Annotated in this window: 13 protein-coding genes; 1 reads left to right on the top strand and 12 read right to left on the bottom strand. The window is 71.3% G+C overall.

Translation table 11 applies throughout. The features are described 5' to 3' along the window. The 9 genes from PPSIR1_RS04545 to PPSIR1_RS04505 all read right to left on the bottom strand — a co-directional run bounded on the left by PPSIR1_RS04545 (position 1) and on the right by PPSIR1_RS04505 (position 12705). Positions 1-900, bottom strand: a complete 900-nt coding sequence (locus PPSIR1_RS04545; RefSeq protein ID WP_006969813.1) for a phytanoyl-CoA dioxygenase family protein — start codon at positions 898-900, stop codon at positions 1-3. Positions 901-904: 4 nt separating this feature from the next. Continuing rightward, a complete protein-coding gene (locus PPSIR1_RS04540; RefSeq protein ID WP_045115368.1) occupies positions 905-1693 on the bottom strand; it encodes an SDR family oxidoreductase in 789 nt (262 codons plus the stop codon). An 8-nt stretch (positions 1694-1701) separates the two neighbouring features. Continuing rightward, positions 1702-2400, bottom strand: coding sequence for an iron-containing redox enzyme family protein (locus tag PPSIR1_RS04535; protein ID WP_045115367.1), 699 nt, complete (start codon positions 2398-2400; stop codon positions 1702-1704). Positions 2401-2751: 351 nt separating this feature from the next. Then, positions 2752-3717, bottom strand: a complete 966-nt coding sequence (locus PPSIR1_RS41820; protein WP_006969810.1) for a DUF1684 domain-containing protein — start codon at positions 3715-3717, stop codon at positions 2752-2754. Further along, positions 3714-5222: a hypothetical protein gene (locus tag PPSIR1_RS41815; RefSeq protein ID WP_006969809.1), complete on the bottom strand. Its 1509-nt coding sequence runs from the start codon at positions 5220-5222 to the stop codon at positions 3714-3716. The genes PPSIR1_RS41820 and PPSIR1_RS41815 overlap by 4 nt, the downstream gene beginning before the upstream one ends. Positions 5223-5304: 82 nt before the next feature. After that, a complete protein-coding gene (locus PPSIR1_RS04520) occupies positions 5305-6096 on the bottom strand; it encodes a hypothetical protein (protein WP_157595190.1) in 792 nt (263 codons plus the stop codon). A 5-nt stretch (positions 6097-6101) separates the two neighbouring features. Next, positions 6102-7868 (bottom strand): hypothetical protein, encoded by a 1767-nt coding sequence (locus tag PPSIR1_RS04515; RefSeq protein ID WP_006969807.1) that lies wholly within the window; start codon positions 7866-7868, stop codon positions 6102-6104. 255 nt (positions 7869-8123) lie between these two features. Then, positions 8124-9542 carry a hypothetical protein gene (locus PPSIR1_RS04510; RefSeq protein WP_006969806.1) on the bottom strand — a complete coding sequence of 473 codons (1419 nt, stop codon included), beginning with the start codon at positions 9540-9542 and terminating at the stop codon, positions 8124-8126. Between the two features lie 49 nt (positions 9543-9591). After that, a complete protein-coding gene (locus tag PPSIR1_RS04505) occupies positions 9592-12705 on the bottom strand; it encodes a protein kinase domain-containing protein (protein ID WP_198154456.1) in 3114 nt (1037 codons plus the stop codon). Between the two features lie 166 nt (positions 12706-12871). On the opposite strand from PPSIR1_RS04505, the gene PPSIR1_RS04500 reads away from it, so the two are divergent. Continuing rightward, the gene (locus PPSIR1_RS04500) at positions 12872-14011 is read left to right on the top strand and encodes an aromatic ring-hydroxylating oxygenase subunit alpha (protein WP_006969804.1); all 1140 of its coding nucleotides are present in this window, start codon (positions 12872-12874) and stop codon (positions 14009-14011) included. A 111-nt stretch (positions 14012-14122) separates the two neighbouring features. On the opposite strand, the gene PPSIR1_RS04495 is transcribed toward PPSIR1_RS04500, so the two are convergent. The 3 genes from PPSIR1_RS04495 to PPSIR1_RS04485 form a co-directional block, all read right to left on the bottom strand. Next, positions 14123-14707, bottom strand: a complete 585-nt coding sequence (locus PPSIR1_RS04495; protein ID WP_006969803.1) for a heme-binding beta-barrel domain-containing protein — start codon at positions 14705-14707, stop codon at positions 14123-14125. 82 nt (positions 14708-14789) lie between these two features. Beyond that, entirely contained in the window at positions 14790-16361 is a 1572-nt protein-coding gene (locus PPSIR1_RS41810) for a hypothetical protein (protein ID WP_006969802.1), read from the bottom strand. 85 nt (positions 16362-16446) lie between these two features. Then, positions 16447-18141, bottom strand: coding sequence for an FG-GAP repeat domain-containing protein (locus PPSIR1_RS04485; RefSeq protein WP_157595188.1), 1695 nt, complete (start codon positions 18139-18141; stop codon positions 16447-16449). Positions 18142-18274: the final 133 nt, after the last annotated feature.

The raw sequence follows: 18274 nt of genomic DNA, 5'->3' as shown, positions 1-18274 counted from the left end.
TCACCCGTGCGCGTCGACGTCCTGGTCGCGCTGGCGGTAGAAGATGCCCGCCGCGGGGTCGTCCTCGGTCTCCCGGGCGTGGAAGGTGTCGGCCTCGTAGACCGCGCTGTAGTCCCGCGCGCGCAGGTAGTCGTCGGCGACGAGCGCGAGCGGCCGGTAGCGGTGGTGGGCCTGGCCAGGGCGCGGGATGGGCTGGTTGGAGACGGCGTTGTAGCTGAGGTGGACGACGCTGCGCGGGGTCGCGGACAGGTTGGGCCCCGACGCGTGCAGGGTCATGCAGTGGAAAAAGAGCGCGTCGCCGGGCTCGAGCTCGCCGTGGATCTGACCGCGCCGACGCAGGATCTCGGCCACGCGCGCGGGCTCGGGCCCGTGGGTGTCGCTGGTCTCGCCCAGGCGGACCCGGTGGATGCGGGCGAGCTTGTGCGAGCCGGGCACGAAGGCCACGCAGCCGTTGGCCCGGTCGTTGCGATGGATCGCCACGGTGCAGGTCAGCATCTGCGGCCCGAGGCAGCCGTCCTCGTACCAGGTCGCGTAGTCCTGGTGGATGCCCACGCCCCCGTCGCCGGGGAGCTTGCGCAGCAGCTTGGAGTGCCAGTGGTAGACGGGCTCCCCGAGCAGGGCCTCGGCGGCCCGGACCACCCGAGGCGTGCGCGGGAGCTTGCCGAACAGGCTCTCGTCGAGCCGGGTCCAGATCGCCACCTTGTAGGTGCGCGCCCCGTCGCGGACCTCGGTCTGCAGCTCGCTCAGGTCGCGGGCCGGGTCACAGGTCGCGCGCAAGACCTCGAGCTCGTCCGGCGAGAACAGGCCGCGCACGATCACCACGCCGTCGCGCTCGAAGGCGGCGAGCTGCTCGGCGCTCAGCGGGTGCGCGGGCTTGGGCGGGGGCGTCGGCGTGTCCATCGTGTCAAAACAGGCTCGGGGTCTTGCCGCCGTCGACGGTGAGCAGCTGCCCGGTGATGTGAGCCCCAGGGCGCCCGCACAAGCTGGCGACGAAGTCTCCGAGCTGCTCGGGCTCGCCGATGCGGCGCAGGGCGGTGTCCTTGGCGTAGTCGGCCTCGGCCTCGGCGAGGGTGACCCCGCGGCGCTCGGCCGCGCTGGCCAGCAGCGACTCGCCCAGGGGCGTGCGGTAGAGCCCGGGGCAGACGGTGTTGATCAACACGCCGTGGGGCCCGTACTCGTTGGCCAGGGACTTGCTGAGCGAGGCGAGGGCCGTCCGGAACACGCCGGACAGCAGGTAGGTCGAGCTGGGGATGCGCACCGCCGAGGTCGAGATGTTGACCACCCGGCCCCAGCCCTGCGCGCGCATGATCGGCAGCGAGAGCTCGAGCAGGCGCAGCGTCGGCAGGAACAGCTCCTCGAAGCCCGCGCGCCAGTCGGCCTCGTCGAGGGCCTCGAAGTTCCCCATTTTGGGGTGGGCGGTGTTCGTGATCAGGATCTCCAGGCGGTCGTGGGCTTCGCGAACCGCGTCCACGAGTTGCTGCAGATCTTCCGCCCGGCCCAAGTCCGCAGGCACGGCGAGGACCTCGGCGCCGAGGCTGCGCAGGGCTTCGGCGGTGTCGTTCAAGGGCCCCGGCGTCCGGGCGCAGATGACCAGCTTGGCCCCTTCGCGCGCCAAGCTGGTGGCGATGGCCCGGCCGAAACCACGGCTCGCGCCGCAGACCAGCGCAACCCGGTCTCGAATACCAATGTCCATGGGGTGCGTTATTCCGTGGAAACAGCGAGGGGCCGGCCGGTGGCCTCGGCCGCGATGGTCGACCAAAACTCGTCCCAAAAGCGCATCGTGGCCATGAAGCTCTTCGTGAACTGCCGCTGGTCGTGGAGCGCGGTCACGTGGTCCACGAAGATGCTGACGGCCCGGCGAATGTGGCCCTCCTCGAGCTGGTGATGCAGGCGCGCCCAGGGGGTGTCTGATACTGCAGTGCCGATCTCTGAGTCGTAGCTCAGGTAGTCGATGACATTGTCGACGTTTTGGTAGGCGATCAGCTCCATGCCGAGCAGGAGCCCGCAAACCTCGGCGTCGGACTGGCAGGCGTGGAGCCGGCCCATGAGTCCGTCGATTGCCGCGTTGATGCCTTTGTGACCGCTGTAGCGGAGAATGTCGACATCTGTGACATCGGCCACCCGCAGCATCTGGCGCAGCAGGTCGGTGTGGATCTGGTCCGGGCTGGCCTCGCCGAGTTCTTCGTAGACCGTCTGCGCCACCAGGTGTCGGATCTGGGGGGTCTCCAGCTTGGCCAGGGCGACGCATAGGACGTCGACGATGGCTTCGGAGAGGTGATACCAGAGGGCGCCGATGACCTTGGCGCGGGCCGGCGACTTCTCCCGAACCTGGTCCCGGAATGCTTCGAAGATCTGGTCGGGCGCACAGAGATCGTTGAAGAAGTCGACATACTTCTCCACGGGATCAATGCTCGACGACCGCACAGTGTCGGTAGCTGAGTCAAACATGGGGGCCTGTTGATGTCACAGGCCGCATAACATTAAAACGAGAGAACTACACAGATTAAATGTGCTCAAGATTTGTTGTTGGTTTTTTGGATCCGTTTTCTTCGCCTCGACACTTCTTCAGATCGTGCGGCTCGACTTCTCGCTAGAACCCGTTTTGGGGCCGGCCTGCGCGGCAGACCAAAGAGTCGGCACGCGATGCCCGTCGTCGCCGTCGCCGTGTTTCATCGACGTCTCCACTTCGCCTCACTCACGACCCATGGCGCGATTGCGCCCTATCTAGCGAGTCGCTTGCTAGCTAGCCAGCTAGTGCTTCGCGGGGGTCATCGCACCAGCCGGGATTGCGACCTCGAGCTTGTTGACCTTCGGCGGAAAAGGACAGTTGTAGTGCTCGCTATAGGCACACAGCGGATTGGTCGCGCGGTTGAAGTCGAGGCGCAGATCGTGGGCCTCGGCGCCCAGCTCGAGCTCGAGGTAGCGGCCGGCCGCGTAGCTGGTGCTGCCCGTGGTCCCGTCGCGAAAGGGGATCAGCACGGGCTCGAGCTCCCCGGGCGCGGGGGGCTCGGGGGCGTAGCCAAAGGCGACGAGCTCGAGGGCCTCGTCGCCGGTGAGCTCGGGCAGGCGAAAGCGCAGGGTCCCGGCGGTGTAGAGGGTCTTGGCCTCGCCCCGGGAGGTCTGCAGCTGCTGGGGCTCGCGGCTGGGCGCGGGCTCGAAGCGCGCGTCGGCGACGTAGGCCGCGTCCACGGGGTACCAGTCGATGCCGATAAACTCGAGGTGGGCCGGGGCGTCGCGGTCGTGGACGAGCACGCGCCAGCGTCCGCCCTGGGTCGAGAGCTCGAAGTGCCAGCGCCCGGAGAAGGTCGGGGTGATGTCCTCGAGGCCCTCGGGCTCGTGGACTTCGAGGATCGCGTGGGCCTCGAAGCGCTGCTGCGGACGCTCGCCGATGGTCACGAGCATGCCGTCTTCGGTGGCCTCGAAGCGGGCCCAGGGCGCCTTTTCGGCGTCCTCGAGCCAGCCCTCACCGCCCGGGGCGAGGCTCAGGCCCAGGCCCTCGCCGGGGCGCAGGTAGGTCCCGGACACGGCGGTCAGCATGGAGTGGGGCGAGGCCTTCAGCTCGGCGTCGAACTCGGTCTGGAAGGCGCTCGACTCGGGGCTGGGCCGGGCCGGGCTCGAGGCTTGGGGCTCGGGGGCGAGGGCGGGGCTCGGCTCGGCCGCGGTGCAGGCCGAGCACGCGAGGGCGAGGCTGAGGGCGTGGGCGAGCCTCGAGCTCACGGGGCCACCCGGATGTAGCGGGTGGTCGAGCCCGTGGCCGTCGGGGGGCGGTCGTAGACGGCCAGGTGCACGCGCCCGGCCGCGTCCACGGCGACGGTGCCCGCGTAGGCGAAGCTCGGCCCGAGCTCGGCGCTCTCGTAGCCCTCGACGCCCGCGTCGACGGCCCAGGCGACCCACAGCGCGCCCGTGGAGGTGTCTTCGAGGAGTTGCCAGTCGCAAAAGGGCAGGCCCATCATGGCGCACTCGGACACGTAGGTGCCGGTGTGGTGGATGCGGGTCCAGAACATGCGGACCTCGCCGCTCTCGCTCGCCGCGATCGCGATGGGGTGGTGGGTGACGTAGTCGTAGGCGCACTCGAGGTCGGGGCCGTCGGGCTGGAAGAGGGCGCAGTGGTCGGAGCCCTCGTTGGCGGCCAGGGGGAGGACGCCCCACACGTTCGCGCTGGGCGAGCTCGAGTAGGCGAGGCGCTCGCCCTCGTCGGTGGACTGGGTGTGCAGGATGTGCGGGCGGCCCTGGCTGAGGGCGAGGGCGAGGGCGCTGTTCTCGAGGGCGCCGGAGCCGTAGTCGGCCGCGACCTCGACGAGGCCCCCGGGCTGCTGGGCGACGACCTGCCACCCCGAGTCCGTGCCCCACGCGGCCAGCCACGGCGCGCCGTCGGTGACGGCGAGGGCGACGTGGGGGCCGGCGGGGCCCGTGGCCTCCCCGGGGATGAAGCTCTGCCCGTCCCACACGCCGTAGCGCGCCTGCTCGTCCGCGGTGCGGTAGCCGGCGTGGATCAGGCCGCCGGTGTCGCGGGCCAGGCCGTGGTTGAAGTGGTGCTGGCCGGGGATGCTCTCGAGCTCGGACCAGCTGCCGTCGCGGCTCCAGATCGACAGGCCGAAGCCGCCGTCGTCGATGAGCGCCGTGGGCTGCTGGCTCGCGGGCTCGACGACCAGGCCGCCCTGGGCCATGGGCATGGGCGTGTCTTCGACGGTCCAGCCCATGCCGTCGTCCGTGGCGTAGTGCCCGGTGTACTCCCCGACGGCGCGGCTGAACAGGACGTGGGGCTGGCAGTCCCCGCCCAGGGCGATGGCGGGGGCGCCGTTGCGGAACGAGGGCGCGTCGAGCTGGGTCTCCTCGGCGATGGCGCAGGGCGTGGGCTCGGGGCCGCACAGCGAGCCGGCGAAGGGCAGCTCGCCGTCGAGGCACTCGTCCTCGGTGGCGCCGGTGGAGGTGCCGGTCTCGGTCTCGCCGGCGCCGGTCTCGGTCTCGGTCTCGGTCTCGGTCTCGCCGGCGTCAGTCTCGGTGCCGGCGTCGGTCTCGGTGCCGGCGTCGGTCTCGGTTCCCGTCTCGGTGCTGGTCTCCGTGCCCGTCTCACCAGACTCGGACTCCGATTCGGACTCGGACTCTGTGCCCGCCTCGCCGACCTCGTCGTCCCCGCGATCGTCGGCGCAGGCGGGGGCGAGCGCCAGCGCGGTGAGGGCCAAGAGGGTGCTGAGGGTGACGCGGGCGCTGTCGGTGGTCATGGCAAGCTCGGTATGGCGCGAGCTTAGCAAGCCCGCGCCACACCGGCACGGTCACGAACGAGGCACGGGCCCCGGGGTCGACTCACAGGCGAACGGTCAAGCGGTCGCCCTCCACCTCGATGGTGTGGCGAGCTCCGCCCGAGAAGCTGCGCACGCCGGCCGGCGCCGAGAAGCGCACCCGACCGCGGTCGGGGGACAAGTTGTGGGCGGTGCAGCCCGGGCGCATCGACAGGTAGAGGTGCAGCGCGTCGTGGTTGTCGGAGACCTGGAGGTAGACCTGGTCGCCGCCGCGGATCGCCTCGCCGGTGGCGTGGGAGAGCTCCTCGAAGGCGCGCCGGGGCACGCACAGGCGCCCGTCGCCGTGGACGCTGGCGACCATCTCCGCGTTGGCCTGGGCGGCGGCGGCGGCGAAGCGCTGGCGCTCGAGGGCCGTGGGCGTGAACCCGGGGCGCGGGATGTCGACCTCGAAGTCGTGGCCGTTGCCGGCGCTGAGCGTGGGCGCGTAGACGAACACCTCCGTGTTCACCGGGGTGCGGCTGCGGCCGGTGGTCCGCCGGGGCACCTGGGCCGCGGGGCTGACCCGCCCGTGGGGGCCGTAGAAGTCGATCGAGCCGGCGTGGAACAGGTCCTTGACGAACTCGCCGAGCTCGGCGACCGCGAAGCGAAAGTCGGGCCGATCGTCGCGCAGGGCCTTGGCCAGCTCGCCCGAAGAAAAGGGCGTGTCGGTGCTGGTCTTGAGGTCGATCATCGTGCACACGGCGTCTTGCCAGGTGCGGTCGTTGGCGATGGGGGAGGGGGTCTGGGCTGCGGCTGCGGTGGTCATGGCGGTCCTGCGGTGGTTGGAGAAGCTCGGGGCGTGGGGCGGCGTGTGCACGGGGCTCACCGGAGGTTGCCCTCGACGACGTAGCGGATGCGCTGGTAGTTGGGGTTGAAGATGATGTGCTCGTCGTTGGCCAGGCTCGACACGTAGGTGTCGTAGGCCGCGACGCTGTCCTTGCCCTTGGGCGGGCTCGACCACGAGCCGCAGCCCCGGGCCATGAACGCGTCGCCCATGACGACGTCGCACAGGAACATGAAGAAGCCGCGGTCGCGGATGCTGCCGCCCTTGCACCAATAGCTGTTGCCGTGGCCGGTGTAGCCGTAGGACTTGCGCCAGTCCGTGGCGAAGTAGATGCCGTGGCCGAAGGCGGCGCCGGTGATCTGCGCGCCCGGGAGCGAGCGGGGCAGGCGGAGGTTGGAGCCGAGGATGGGGTGGATGTTCACGGCCCGGGTGCCGTGGATGCCGAGGAACACGTTGGCCTTCTTGGCGTGCGGCCCCAGGTCGGCCAGGTCGCTGCGCTTGTTGGGCTGGAGCCGGGCGTAGTCCTTGATCTTCGCGCGCGTGCGGCTCTTGGCGACGGCCTCGACGGCCTCGACGAAGCGCTGGTCCCGGTCGTCGCGGCGGACCTCGAAGATGTTCTCGATGACCAGCTTGCCCTTCATGTAGCCGTGGCGGTTGTTGGACATCGAGCGGTAGGTCGCGGCGATCCACTTGCCCTTGGTCGACTTGGGGTCGATCCAGGTCAGCTCGGCGTTGAGCAGCTTGTCGGGGTCGATGGCGTCCTGGTCCTTCTTGGACTTGGGGTCCACGCTGAAGTCCTCGTTCTCGAGGGAGCTGGCGAAGGCGTCGAGGTCGTTTTGGATCGACAGCACGTTGGCCGAGGACAAGATCGTGGCCACGGCCCGGCTGCGCGCGTTGCCGTTGCGCGGGATGACCCGGGGCACGAGGGCGGCGACGAGCTTGGACAGGGCGATGAGCTGGTCATCCTCGAGCTGGGCGTCGAGCAGGCGGGTCTCCCACTTGGTCTGGGACTCGCGCTTGCGCTGGGGGTGCTTTTTGGTCAGCGCGGCGATGCGCTCGAGGGCCGCGGGCAGGAGCTCGTCGCGGACCTCCTCGATGGACTTCATGGTCGGGACGATGCCGGTCGCGGCCGAGGCCGAGCGGGCGTACTCCTGGGTGCCGCCGACGAGATCGCGGGCGAGCTGGACGACCTGGGGCTGGTAGTTCTTGGCCGGCTTGGCCTTGCGCTTGCTGGCCTTCTTCGCCGTCTTCTTTTGGGCCGCGCTCTTCTTCTTGGCGGCCTGTTTCTGCGCGGGGCTCAGCCCGGCGTCGTCCTTGATGGCGTAGGCGTCGGGCAGGCCGCGCTCGCGGGTCGCCAGGGACTGGACGATGTAGGCGTCCTTGGCCTTGCCCTTGCTGTCGACCTTGGCGGTCCAGATGACCTTGGCGCCGACGGTCTGCTGGGTCAGCCGCGACACGTTCTTGGACCGGCACTGCTTGCGGAACACGGACCGCGCCTCGTCCTCGTCGTCGCAGCGCGTGAACATGAAGTCCATGCCGGACTTGGGGTAGGTCCCCGGCCAGCTCTTGCCGCCGCTGATGCGCCCCCACTCGGTGTAGACGAACCACTTGCCCCGGGCCTGGAGCACGCCCGCGTGGTAGTACTTCGAGCTGTTGCGGTTCTCGAACTGGTTGACGGAGGCCATGTCGGCGATGCCGACCCCGGCGTCGAAGTCTCCCTGGTCGCGGGCGGGTCGGCCCGCGTACTTGAAGTCCTTGGGGGAGTAGCCGGAGGGGAGTTGCTTGCGTCCGAGTTTGGTGGCCATTCGTTGTCTCGCGTCGTCTGGTCTTCGTGTTGGGGGTGGGCGTCGTCGCCCCGTCTCGAACACCAGCTTGGGGTGCTGCCCCTCGGACGGTCAGGGACGCTGGGGTCACCGGCGGATCACGGCGCGACGGCTCGTCACCGTTCGTCACGGCGGGCGCGACGAGGTGGGGGCGGGATCACGCAAACGCTCGAAGGCCCGCACGCAGCGGGCCTTCGAGGGGGTCGAGGCCAGGCCTCGGGCGGGGGTCTGGAGCCCCTACTCGGGCAGCGCGAGGCGGCGCCAGCTCAGGCCGCCTTCGTCCGCACGATGGGTCACCAAGTCCGTCCCCGGCTCGGGTCCGTCGACGAAGCCGGCGCAGGACCAGTCGACGCTGTCTTCGACGCGCCAGGCCTTGGTCTGGACGCCCTTTTGGTCGGCGCCATCGCTGAAGTTCAGCTCGACGACGGCGAGCTCGGTGCTCAGGGTCCCCGTCTCTGAATCGGTCTGGGCGCTGGGTACGAGCACGGCGACGAGGGCCGTGTTCGACTTGGGTCGGGCCACGGCGTCGCAGACCTCGGTGACTCGGACCGCGTCGACGACCCAGCTGCCCCCGGGGCGCCCGCTCGGGTCGAAGCTGGCGAGCACGAGCTGGTCGTGGAGCTGCTCGAAGTTCTTGCGGGCGGTGCCGAGGGCGAGCAGGCCGACGCCGGGCACGGCGAGGGCGCTGCGCAGCAGCTGGTTCTCGTCGGCGCCGGGGATGCTCAGCACGTCCTGGGCCACGTCGTCGCCGGCCATGCCCGCCCCGCCGTCGCCCGGGACGCGGGCCCACCAGGACTCGCCGAAGCCCTGGAAGCGCCCGCCGAACACGGCCAGCTCGGGGCTCGAGGGCAGCCGCAGCATGGCGCGGGCCTGGGTGTAGCCGACGCTGCTGACGTACTTTTGCCAGCGGGGCTGCCCGGCCTCGTCGAGGGAGGCGACCCACGCCTGGGCGTCGACGAAGCCCGCGACGACGGCGAGCTCGCCCGCTTGGGAAGCCGCGCCGGGGAGCACCGCGAACAGCTCGGTGGTGTTGGGCGTGTCGATCACGGTCTCGACGCTGAGCTCGCCCTTGGCCGAGGCCACGGCGAACCACGCCCGGGCGTCGAAGGCGAGGCCGCGGGTGCCGACGAGCAGCGCTTGGCCGCCGTTGCGAGCATCGTAGTGCGCGGCGTAGATCGAGCCGGGCTCGAAGGCCGTGGAGCTCGGCTGGGCGTCGGCCCCGGTGGGCGCGAGCCCGAGCCAGCGCTTGCTCGGCGCGGGGCCTCGGCGCTTGGTGCCGTCGAGGGCCTGACCCGCGAACAGCAGCGCGCCGTCGAGGGCGATGACCGCGTGGGGGTTGAGGGCGTCGCTGCCCTCGGGGTTGGCGAAGCGGCCCTCGCTCACGGGGGTGGTCGGGCGAAGGTCGAGGGCCGGGGGCGCGGGCAGCTCGGCCATGGCCGCGTCGACGGGCCCGGCCTTGGGCTTGGGCTCGGGGACCTTGCTCGCGTCGAGCTGCCGAGTCGCCTTCGGCTCGTCCTCGGCCGGGGCCTCGACCTTGGTCTCGGGCCCGGTCGCGGCCGAGCTGTGCGCGGGCTTGGGCGCGTCGCAGGCGGTCAGCGCCGCGAGCAGGAGCGGCGAGCAGGCGGCGCAGGCGAGACGGAGTCGGAGGCCAGGCATGGGCGCCGACGCTATCAGCCGTTGGCGGACGCGGCTAGCTGGTGCGGGCTCACGCGGGCGGCTCTGCCTGAGGTCGGTCGTCGCCCTCGTCGAGGTAGCCCTCGAGCGCGGCGACCCAGGCGTCGAGGGCCTGCTCGGTGTAGCCCTGGTCCATCAGCGCATCTCGCTCGCGGGCGAGGGCGCCGAGCTGGGCGTCGACGAGGGCGCGGGCGGTCTCGGGATCCTGACCGGTCTTGGCGAGCACGCGGGCGCGGGTGTGGGTGTAGTCGACGCGCGGGCCAGAGACTTCGCGGTCTCCGAGGGCGCCGGCCTCGACCGCCGCGCGGGCGGCCTCGATCGACGCGAGCGCGCTCGCCTGGTCGCCGGTCTCGAGCTGAGCGAGGGCGAGGGCGTCGAGCAGCACCACGCGGATCGGGTCGGCCTCGCCGACCTCGCTGAGGCGGATGTCGAGGGCCTCCTGGGCCACGGGGATCAGCTCGGCCCAGCGCCCCGCGTCGCGCTGGCAGCCGACCAGGGTGATGAGCACCGTGCTCATCTGGTGCGCCCCGACCCCGGGGCGCTCGGCGGCGTGGTCGAGGGCGCGGGTCAGGTCGGCCAGGGCGACGTCGTAGCGCTCGAGGGCGCACTCGTGGACGCCGACGAGGTGGAGGGCGACGAGGCTGCGCTCGTGCTCGGGCCCGAAGGCCTCGGTGAACGCGGCGAGGCTGCGCTCGTAGACGGGCAGGAGCTCTTCGGAGGCCGCGCCCTGCTCGTCGCGGCCGCGGGCGAGGTCGAAGCGGGCGGTGATCGTGTCGAGGTGATCGGGGCCGTGGGCCCGGGCCAGGATCCGCTCGCGGCGCTCGAGCAAGGCGACGGCCTCGTCGAGGCGTCGGAGGCTGCGCAGGTTCTTGGCGTGGGCGTTCAGGACGGGGGCGAGCTGGGGGTTGTCCGGCCCGAGCACGCGCTCGGCGATGGCCTGGGCGCGCTCGAAGTGGGGCGCGGCCTGGGTGTGTTGGCCGGCCATGTCGTGGGACTCGGCGAGGCTGCCGAGGGCGGCGTGCACGTGGAGGTGCTCTTCGCCATAAGCCGCCGCGAGCTCGTCCGTGAGCGCCTCGAGGGTCTGGATGGCCCCGGGGATGTCGCCGTCGTCGCGGGTCGCCTCGGCGGTGCGCAGGTCGATCATCGCGACCCTGGGGTGGGCGGGCCCGAAGCTCTCGACGGTGGCGGCCCGGGCCCGGGCGAGCACGGCCTGGGACTCCGCGCCGCGCCCTCGCAGGGCGTGGAGCTCCCCGAGGTGTTGGAGGGCCGCGGCGCGCTCGGGGTGCTGGGGCGGGTAGAGGGCCTCGGCGCGCTTGATCCGGGAGCTCGCGGCCCGCTCGGCCCCCTCGATGTCGCCGCCGTGGTGGCGGGCGTAGGCCACCGTCGCGCACAGGTGGATCTCGTCCTCCGGGCGCGAGCCGAGCCGGCGCACGAGGGTCCGGGCCTGGCGCAGCCAGTGCGCGGCCAGGGCGTCCTCGCCGTGCGCGGCCTGGACCCGGACGAGCTGCAGGGCGGCCTCGAAGGCGACGCGGTCGTGGCCGATGGCGTCGCCCTCGAAGTAGGCGGCCTCGAGGCGCTCGACGGCCTCGCTGTAGAGCGCGGCCTCGCGGGCGACGCTGCCCAGGGCGAGCAGGGCCTCGGCGTGGAGCGGGCCCTCGGAGGGGGCGCTGGCCAAGGTGGTGCGCGCGCGGGCGAGGGCGTCGAGGGGCTTGCCGGCCTGGCTCAGGGCGTTGACCTGGACGATCGCGCGGCGCAGTCGGCTGGCTCGCTCGTGCTGATCGGCGTCGAGGCCTCGGTCGGCCTGGCTGCTCAGCCACAGCGGGTCGACGCAGCGCTCGGGCGCGGGCAGCTGGGCCAGGGCTTCGACGGCGTAGGCAGCGGTGACCCGGTCGCCGGTCCCGAGCAGCTCGAGGGTCGCGTCGAGGTCGTCGAGCTGGGCGTCGAGGCAGGCGGCGGTGATCGACGCCGACACGCTGGTCTGAGCCTCGCCCCGGCGCTCGTCGCCGCAGGCCTTGGTCCGCAGCGCTCGCCAGCGCTTCGCCCACTCGTCGAAGGCCGCCTCGGACCGGCCCCAGGTGTCCTCGGCGAAGGCGGCCTCGGTGGTCAGCAGGGCCTCGCGGACCGCGGGCGCGGCCGCGCTCCAGCGCTGAGACGCGAGGGCGCCGGTGGCCTCGCAGCGCGCTTGCTGGGTGCGCTCGATGGACAGCGCGCCCACGCCCGCGGCCGCGAACACGGCCGCGATGCTGCCGGCGATCAGCCAGCGCTTGCGCCGGACGCTGGGATCGTCGGCGAGGGCCTGGAGCAGCTCGGTCATCGACGCCCAGCGATCGCTGGGGCGCCGCGAGAGGCCGCGATCGACGACCGCGGCGAGCCAGCTGGGGACCTCACGATCGCTCGGCCGCTCGCGCCGATCGCCGTTGGTGACCGACTCGCGGATCTCGTCGACGGTCCGCCCGCGGAAGGGCGGGACGCCGAACAGGGCGATGTGCAGGCACACGCAAAACGCGAACTGGTCGGCGGCCGAGTCCGCGGGCCGGCCGAGGAATTGCTCGGGGGCCATGAACGCCGGCGTCCCGACGATCGCGCCCTGGCGGGTGATGGGCGTGCGGAACACGTCCGAGTCCTTGAGGCTCGAGCTCAGCAGGGCGTCCTCGTGCTCGAGCTCCGGGTCGCTGCCCGAGCCGCTCTCGGTCGAGGTCCGGACCAGGCCGAAGTCGGTGACCTTGGCGACGCCGTCCGGGGTGATCAGCACGTTGTCAGGCTTGAAGTCCCGGTGGATCAGCCCCGCCGCGTGGGCGGCCGCGAGGCCCCGGCCGGCGCCGGTGAACAGGTCGACGACCTCGCGCCAGTGCCGGGACTTGGCCATCCAGTTGCGCAGGGTCGGGCCCTCGACGAACTCCATGGCGATGAACACGACCTCGTCGGGGCCGTGGCGGCCGACGTCGTAGATGGCCACGACGTTGGGGTGGGAGAGCTGGGCCATGGCCTGGGCCTCGCGCTGGAGCCGGGCCGAGGACTGGGGCTGGACCCGGCTGCGGCGCAGGAGCTTGATGGCCACGCTGCGGTTGAGCTCGTGGTCGAAGCCGGCGACGACCACCCCCATGGCGCCCGAGCCGAGGCGGCGCACGACCGTGTATCGGCCCACGGTGTCACCGGGCTCGAGGCTCCGCCGCCGCGTGCTGGGCGGCCTGTCCGAGTGCGCTCGTCCTCCCGTATCCATCGCCAGCACCGCGGGCTCGCGTCGTCGGCCAGTGTATCGCAAAGATTTCCGCCACTCGTGACCGTGTGATGCGGCCTGCTATCGTCTGCCCGTGGACGACGCCCGCGACCCCGCGCCCCGCTCCGAGCCCAGCGCCGAGGCGGCCCGTCGCCACCTGCCGCTGGCACCCACGGGCAACAGCTCGGCCGCGCGGGTGCTCGACGACTGGTACGTGGTCTGCACCCTCCGGGAGCTCCAGGCCCTGGGCGAGCGCCCGCTGGCGACGCAGCTGCACGGGACGCCGATCGTCGTGTTCCGCAACCGCGCGGGGGAGGTCGGCGCGCTCTTGGATCGCTGCCCGCACCGCAACGTGCCGCTGTCCGACGGCTCCGTGGACGGCGCGCTGCTGCGCTGCGGCTACCACGGCTGGGCCTTCGACACCGAGGGCGAGTGCCGCGAGGTGCCCTCGCTGTGCGGGCAGGCCGAGGGCAAGGCGCGCACGGTCCAGCGCTTCGCCTGCCGCGAACAAGACGGGCTCGTGTGGGTTTATGCGACCCCCGAGGTCGAGCCCGTCCGCGAGCCCTACGTGTTTCGGTGGATGCGCGACTCCGCGTTTCACTCGGGCATGGAGAGCTTCGAGGTCGAGGGCACGGTCCACGCAGTCGCCGAGAACGCCCTCGACGTCCCGCACACCGCCTTCTTGCACAAGGGCCTGTTCCGCAAGGCCGGGGGCGGCAACGAGATCGAGGTCGTGGTCCGGCGCTGGCGCGATCGGGCCGAGGCCGAGTACATCGGCGAGCCGCGCCCGCCGGGCCTCGCCGGCCGCTTCCTCGCCCCGGGCGGCGGCGTCGTCCAGCACTTCGATCGCTTCGTGCTCCCGAGCATCACCGAGGTCGAGTACCGCCTCGGCGAGCGCAGCCAGATCTGCACGGTCAGCGCCCTGACCCCGCTGACCGCCACACGCACCCGCTTGACCGCGGTCATCAGCTTTCGGCTCCCGCTGCCCTCGGCCGTGGTCTCGCCCGTGCTCGGCCCCGTGGCTCGGGCGATCTTCAAGCAGGACGCCGAGGTGTTGAAGCGCCAGGTCGAGAGCATCGAGCGCTTCGGCGGGGAGGCCTTCGCCAGCACGGAGCTCGACGCCCTCGGGCCGCAGATCCTCCGGCTGCTGCGCCAGGCCGAGCGCGGCGAGCGGGGCGTGGGCCGAGACGAGGGCGAGCCCGCCCACGAGCACCGGTTCAAGATGCGGATTTAGTCGCTGCGCTCGAGGACCGGGGGCTCGCCATCGAGGTTCAGGGGGAACGAGGAGTCGATTCGAGCATCGGCTCGGTTGTTCCACGCCCGCCGGACTCGGTTCAACGATCGGCTAGGGGCTGACCCGGCGCAGGTGGTTCTGGTCCGTGTGGTGGAACAGCTCCTCGCGCCCCTTCATGGCCAGCTGCGTGTCCTCGAAGTAGCTGAAGCTGCCGTCCTCGTGCACGGTGATCTTCAGCTCGTAGCGCACCGTCTTGAACTCCTCGATGAGGAATTTGTTGCTGCAGATGCCGTAGGTCTCGGAGCCGGCGTCGGCGGCGATGCTCCACTCCTTGGCGTCGGGCTCGACGGTGCCGCCGGCGAGCACGGTGAGCCCGCGGGGGACGATGAAGCAGCGCAGCACCTGGTTGTTGGCGGCGTCCCACAGCCAGTAGCCGTTCTCCTGGTGGAAGGGCTGGTCCTCGGGCGCGCCCTCTCGCCAGGCCATGGTGAAGTACTCGAGGCCGTAGAGCACCTGCTCGTGGTTGTCCACGCGGCCGATGGGCTCGAGCACGAGGCGCTCGCGGTACTTGCTGTTGCGGGTCTCTCGGTCGGTCTCGGCGCGGTCGTCGGGGGCCACGTCGGCGCCGCTGCCCCCTTCCCACGTGCCCACCAGGGCGGCCAGGGGTCCGAGCTTGGTGATGTTCTCGTCGGTCATGGTGTCTCCGTGTGCGGCGCCCGGCCGTGCCGGCGCGGGCGCAGTCTACAGGGAGAAGGGGGCGCTCACGAGTGCAGGCCTGCTAGCGCGGCTCGAGCCGCGCGAGGCCGATGGCCGCCTCGGGCCCGCCGCTGTAGAGCAGGTAGATCTGCGCGTCCTCGTCCTCGAACACGTAGGGGTCGCGCAGCGCGTTGACCTCGGACTCCGCCCCGTTCTTGGAGATCGTCGGCTCGAGGTTGGCGCCCTCCCAGTCTTGCTCGGGGAAGAGCAGGCGCTGGTGCACCCACCCGCGGGGATCGTCGTCGAGCACGGCGGTGTCCCACTGCGCGTAGTCGGGGCTCGCCGCGGTGTCCATGGTGGTGGCGTAGATCGACTCGGGCATCTCGCCGCGGCTGGTGTAGTAGACCTCCAAGGTCGCGCCGTCGGACTGCCAGCGCACGGCGAAGTGGCGGGGCGCGCCGGTGCGCGGCTCGTTCTCGCCGTAGGGCGCGGGCTCGCTGCCGTCGAAGCCGGCGTACCAGCGCGGCGCCGCGGCCCCGACCGCGCCGAAGTTGGCGTGGAGGTCGTCCCAGACCGGGTTGCCGCCGCCTTCGACGACGCCCTCGGCCCACTCGACGTGGGTCCACGGCCCGCTCCACGGGGCCTCGCTGGTGCTCGGGCCCTTCCAGATCGGGCCGTAGTTGGTGAACGCGTACCAGGTCTCGTCGACGATGAAGGTCCGCATGTAGGCGTTGGCGAGGGCCTGCTGCTTGACGCCGTAGCTCGCCCCGCTCGCGTCTTGGCCGGGCTCGCCGGCGAGCCCCGACGCGACCTCGTCGCCGCCGTTGAAGTTGAGCCCCGTGCGCGAGCTGGCGACGTAGGAGACCTGATACCAGGTGTCGAACCACTTGTCCCCGTCGACGGACTCGGGCTTGCCCGTGGAGTTGTTGACGTGGAAAAAGAGCAGCACCCGCTCGTTCTCGGCGTCGACGACCACGTCCGGGGAGGCGCAGTCGCTGGGGTTGAGCTGGTTGCCGTTGGTGAACACCACCTCGCTGGTCACGTCGAGCACGCCGTAGCCGTCGGGGCCGTCCTCGGTGTTGTAGAGGTGGTAGGGCCCCTCGATGTCCGCGGCCCAGGCCATGCGGATGTAGCGGCCGTAGTGGCTGGCGAAGTAGAGGTAGTACTGCGCGCTCGGGTCGGGCTTGTCGGCCTCGTCGACCCAGGGGGGCACGCGGATCAGCGAGGGGCCGTTGATGTTGTGTCCGCCGAGGTACTTGTCGGCGTTGCTGTTTCCGCCGCCGTCGAGGCCGGCGTCGATGAACATCTGGCGGGAGATGATGGGCTCGCCGCCGTTGAGGCGCGCGGCGACGAAGGGGCCGTCGGTGGCCGGGGGCTCGCCGGTCTCGGTGCTGCCCTCGGTCTCGGTGCTGCCCTCGGTCTCGGTCTCGGTCTCGGTCTCGGTCTCGGTCTCGCCGGCCTCGGTGTTGCCCTCGGTCGTCGACTCGCCGTCCGTCGAGCCGTCGGTGTCGGTGTCGGTGTCGGTGTCGGTGTCGGTGTCCGTGCCGGGGTCTTGGGTGTCCGTCGCCTCGCTGCCCGCCTCGTCGTCGGTGTCGGTGTCGGCCGCGGAGCCGTCCGAGCAAGCGGCGAGGGTGAGCCCGAGGGACAGGCTCATGGAGGAGACGCCCCCGAGGGCGCGCGACAGTCGAAACAGAATTTTCATCGCCATGATGTCCGCTGGTTGGGTGAGGTCGGTCCGCCTAGCCGACGGGGTCACAGATGCCGCCTTCGCCGATCTGCGCCTGGGTCCGGAAGGTGTTGAGCTTGGTCCAGTGCTTGGGCTCGACCTGGGGGATCGTGCCGTCTTCGCGGACGTTGGTGACGTGATAGGTGTGCTGGTTCCAGATCCGCCGCGCGGGGACCCAGCGGTCCTCGACGTCGCGGTAGGCCTGGAGCACCGGCGTGACGCCGTTGTCGACCTTGGTGGTGATCAGCAGCTCCGCCGATCCGTCGTTGTCGATGTCGGCGACGACCGGATACTCGATCCAGGTCGCGCTGTGTCGGGGGACCTGCATGAGCACGTTGCCGACGTCGTCGAACACGTACAGCTGTTGCTCGCCGCCGTAGATCGCCTGGGCCGTGCCCGAGCCGAGGAAGTCGAAGGCGGTGCCGCCCGCCTGGCCGCTCCAGTCGCCGATGGGCTCGATGAACACGGTCTCGAGGCTGGGGTCGTAGACGGCGAAGTGGTCGATGGTGCTGACCGCCATCTCGACGCCGCCGTCCATGTCGAAGTCGTGGATCGCCAGCGGGCGGTTCCAGTCGCTCGCCTCACCGCTGGGCCGCTGGTCCTGGTAGACCACGCTTCCGTCGGTCTCGATCAGGGTCAGGCCCTGGCTGGCGGCGATGATGACCTCGGGGGCGCCGTCGTCGTCGAGGTCCGCGACCTGGGCGTGGGCCGAGGCGCCCCACTGCGAGCTCACCTCGTACTCGGGGAACTCCCAGATCAGCGCCCCGTCGTGCTCGAAGGCCGCGTGCCCGACGAGGATCTCGAGGTCCTCGTCGCCGTCGAGATCGGCCATGGTCGTGGCGCTGTAGTGGCCGTAGAGGGGGTTGCCGTTGACGTAGTTGGCCCACAGCTGGGCGCCCTCGTGATCGAAGAGCTGGACGCCCGCGGCGATCTCGACGTCGCCGTCGTTGTCGACGTCGGCGAGGGCGATGGCGCCGTCTTGGTGGCTGTCCCAGGTGGTGTCGGACAGCCACTTGAGCGCGCCGTCGTGCTCGAAGGCCGCGAGCCGGGGCTGGCTGGTGCCCATGGCGTAGGCGGCCGCGACGACCTCGACGAGGCCGTCGCCGTCGATGTCGCCGAGCGCGGGCGTGACCCCGCCGATCACGGGGTGGGCGAACTCGAAGTGGACCTGGCCGGTCTCGCCGTCGAGCAGGTACATCGTGCCGGGATCGGTCTCGAAGTGGGTCCCGATGACCACGACGTCGGGCACGTCGCACAGGTCGATGGTGCCGTTGTCGTCGTCGTCGGTCATGTTGGCGACGAGGGGGATCGTGATGATGTTGGTGTGACCGGGCGGCGTGAACGACCACTGGATGTCGGGGTCGAAGCTGCCGGGGGGCGCCGAGTCGTCGCAGTCGCCGACCACCCCCGACTCGTCGTCGACGACCACGCAGGGATCGATGGGGCCGTCGTCGCCCTGGTCTCCCTGCTCGCCGATGTCGAACTTGGTCGCGCCGTCGTCGTCGTCCTCGCTGCCCGCGCTCTCGGTCTCGGGGCTGGCCTCGTCCGCGGCGTCGGTGCTGGCCTCGTCGTCCGCGGCGTCGCTGGCCGTGTCTCCGCCCGCCTCGGTCTCGTAGCCGCCCCAGCTCAGGCTCCCGACTTCGCTGTCGACCCGGCAGCCCAGACAGGCGATCGAGGCGACGATGAGCACTTCGAGTTCGATTCGCATGGACTTCGAGGGGGCCTTGCGAGCCAAGGCGATCAGATGTGCGCCGTTGAGCTTGCTCACGGGAAGATGTCTGATCAAAGCGTCGAGCGTGTGCCCCATGACTACGAGTGGCCTCGACTGCGATCGATTGTGG

The sequence above is a fragment of the Plesiocystis pacifica SIR-1 genome, assembly GCF_000170895.1.
Lineage (GTDB): Bacteria > Myxococcota_A > Polyangia > Nannocystales > Nannocystaceae > Plesiocystis > Plesiocystis pacifica.
This window is presented reverse-complemented; position numbering and strand designations above follow the sequence as displayed.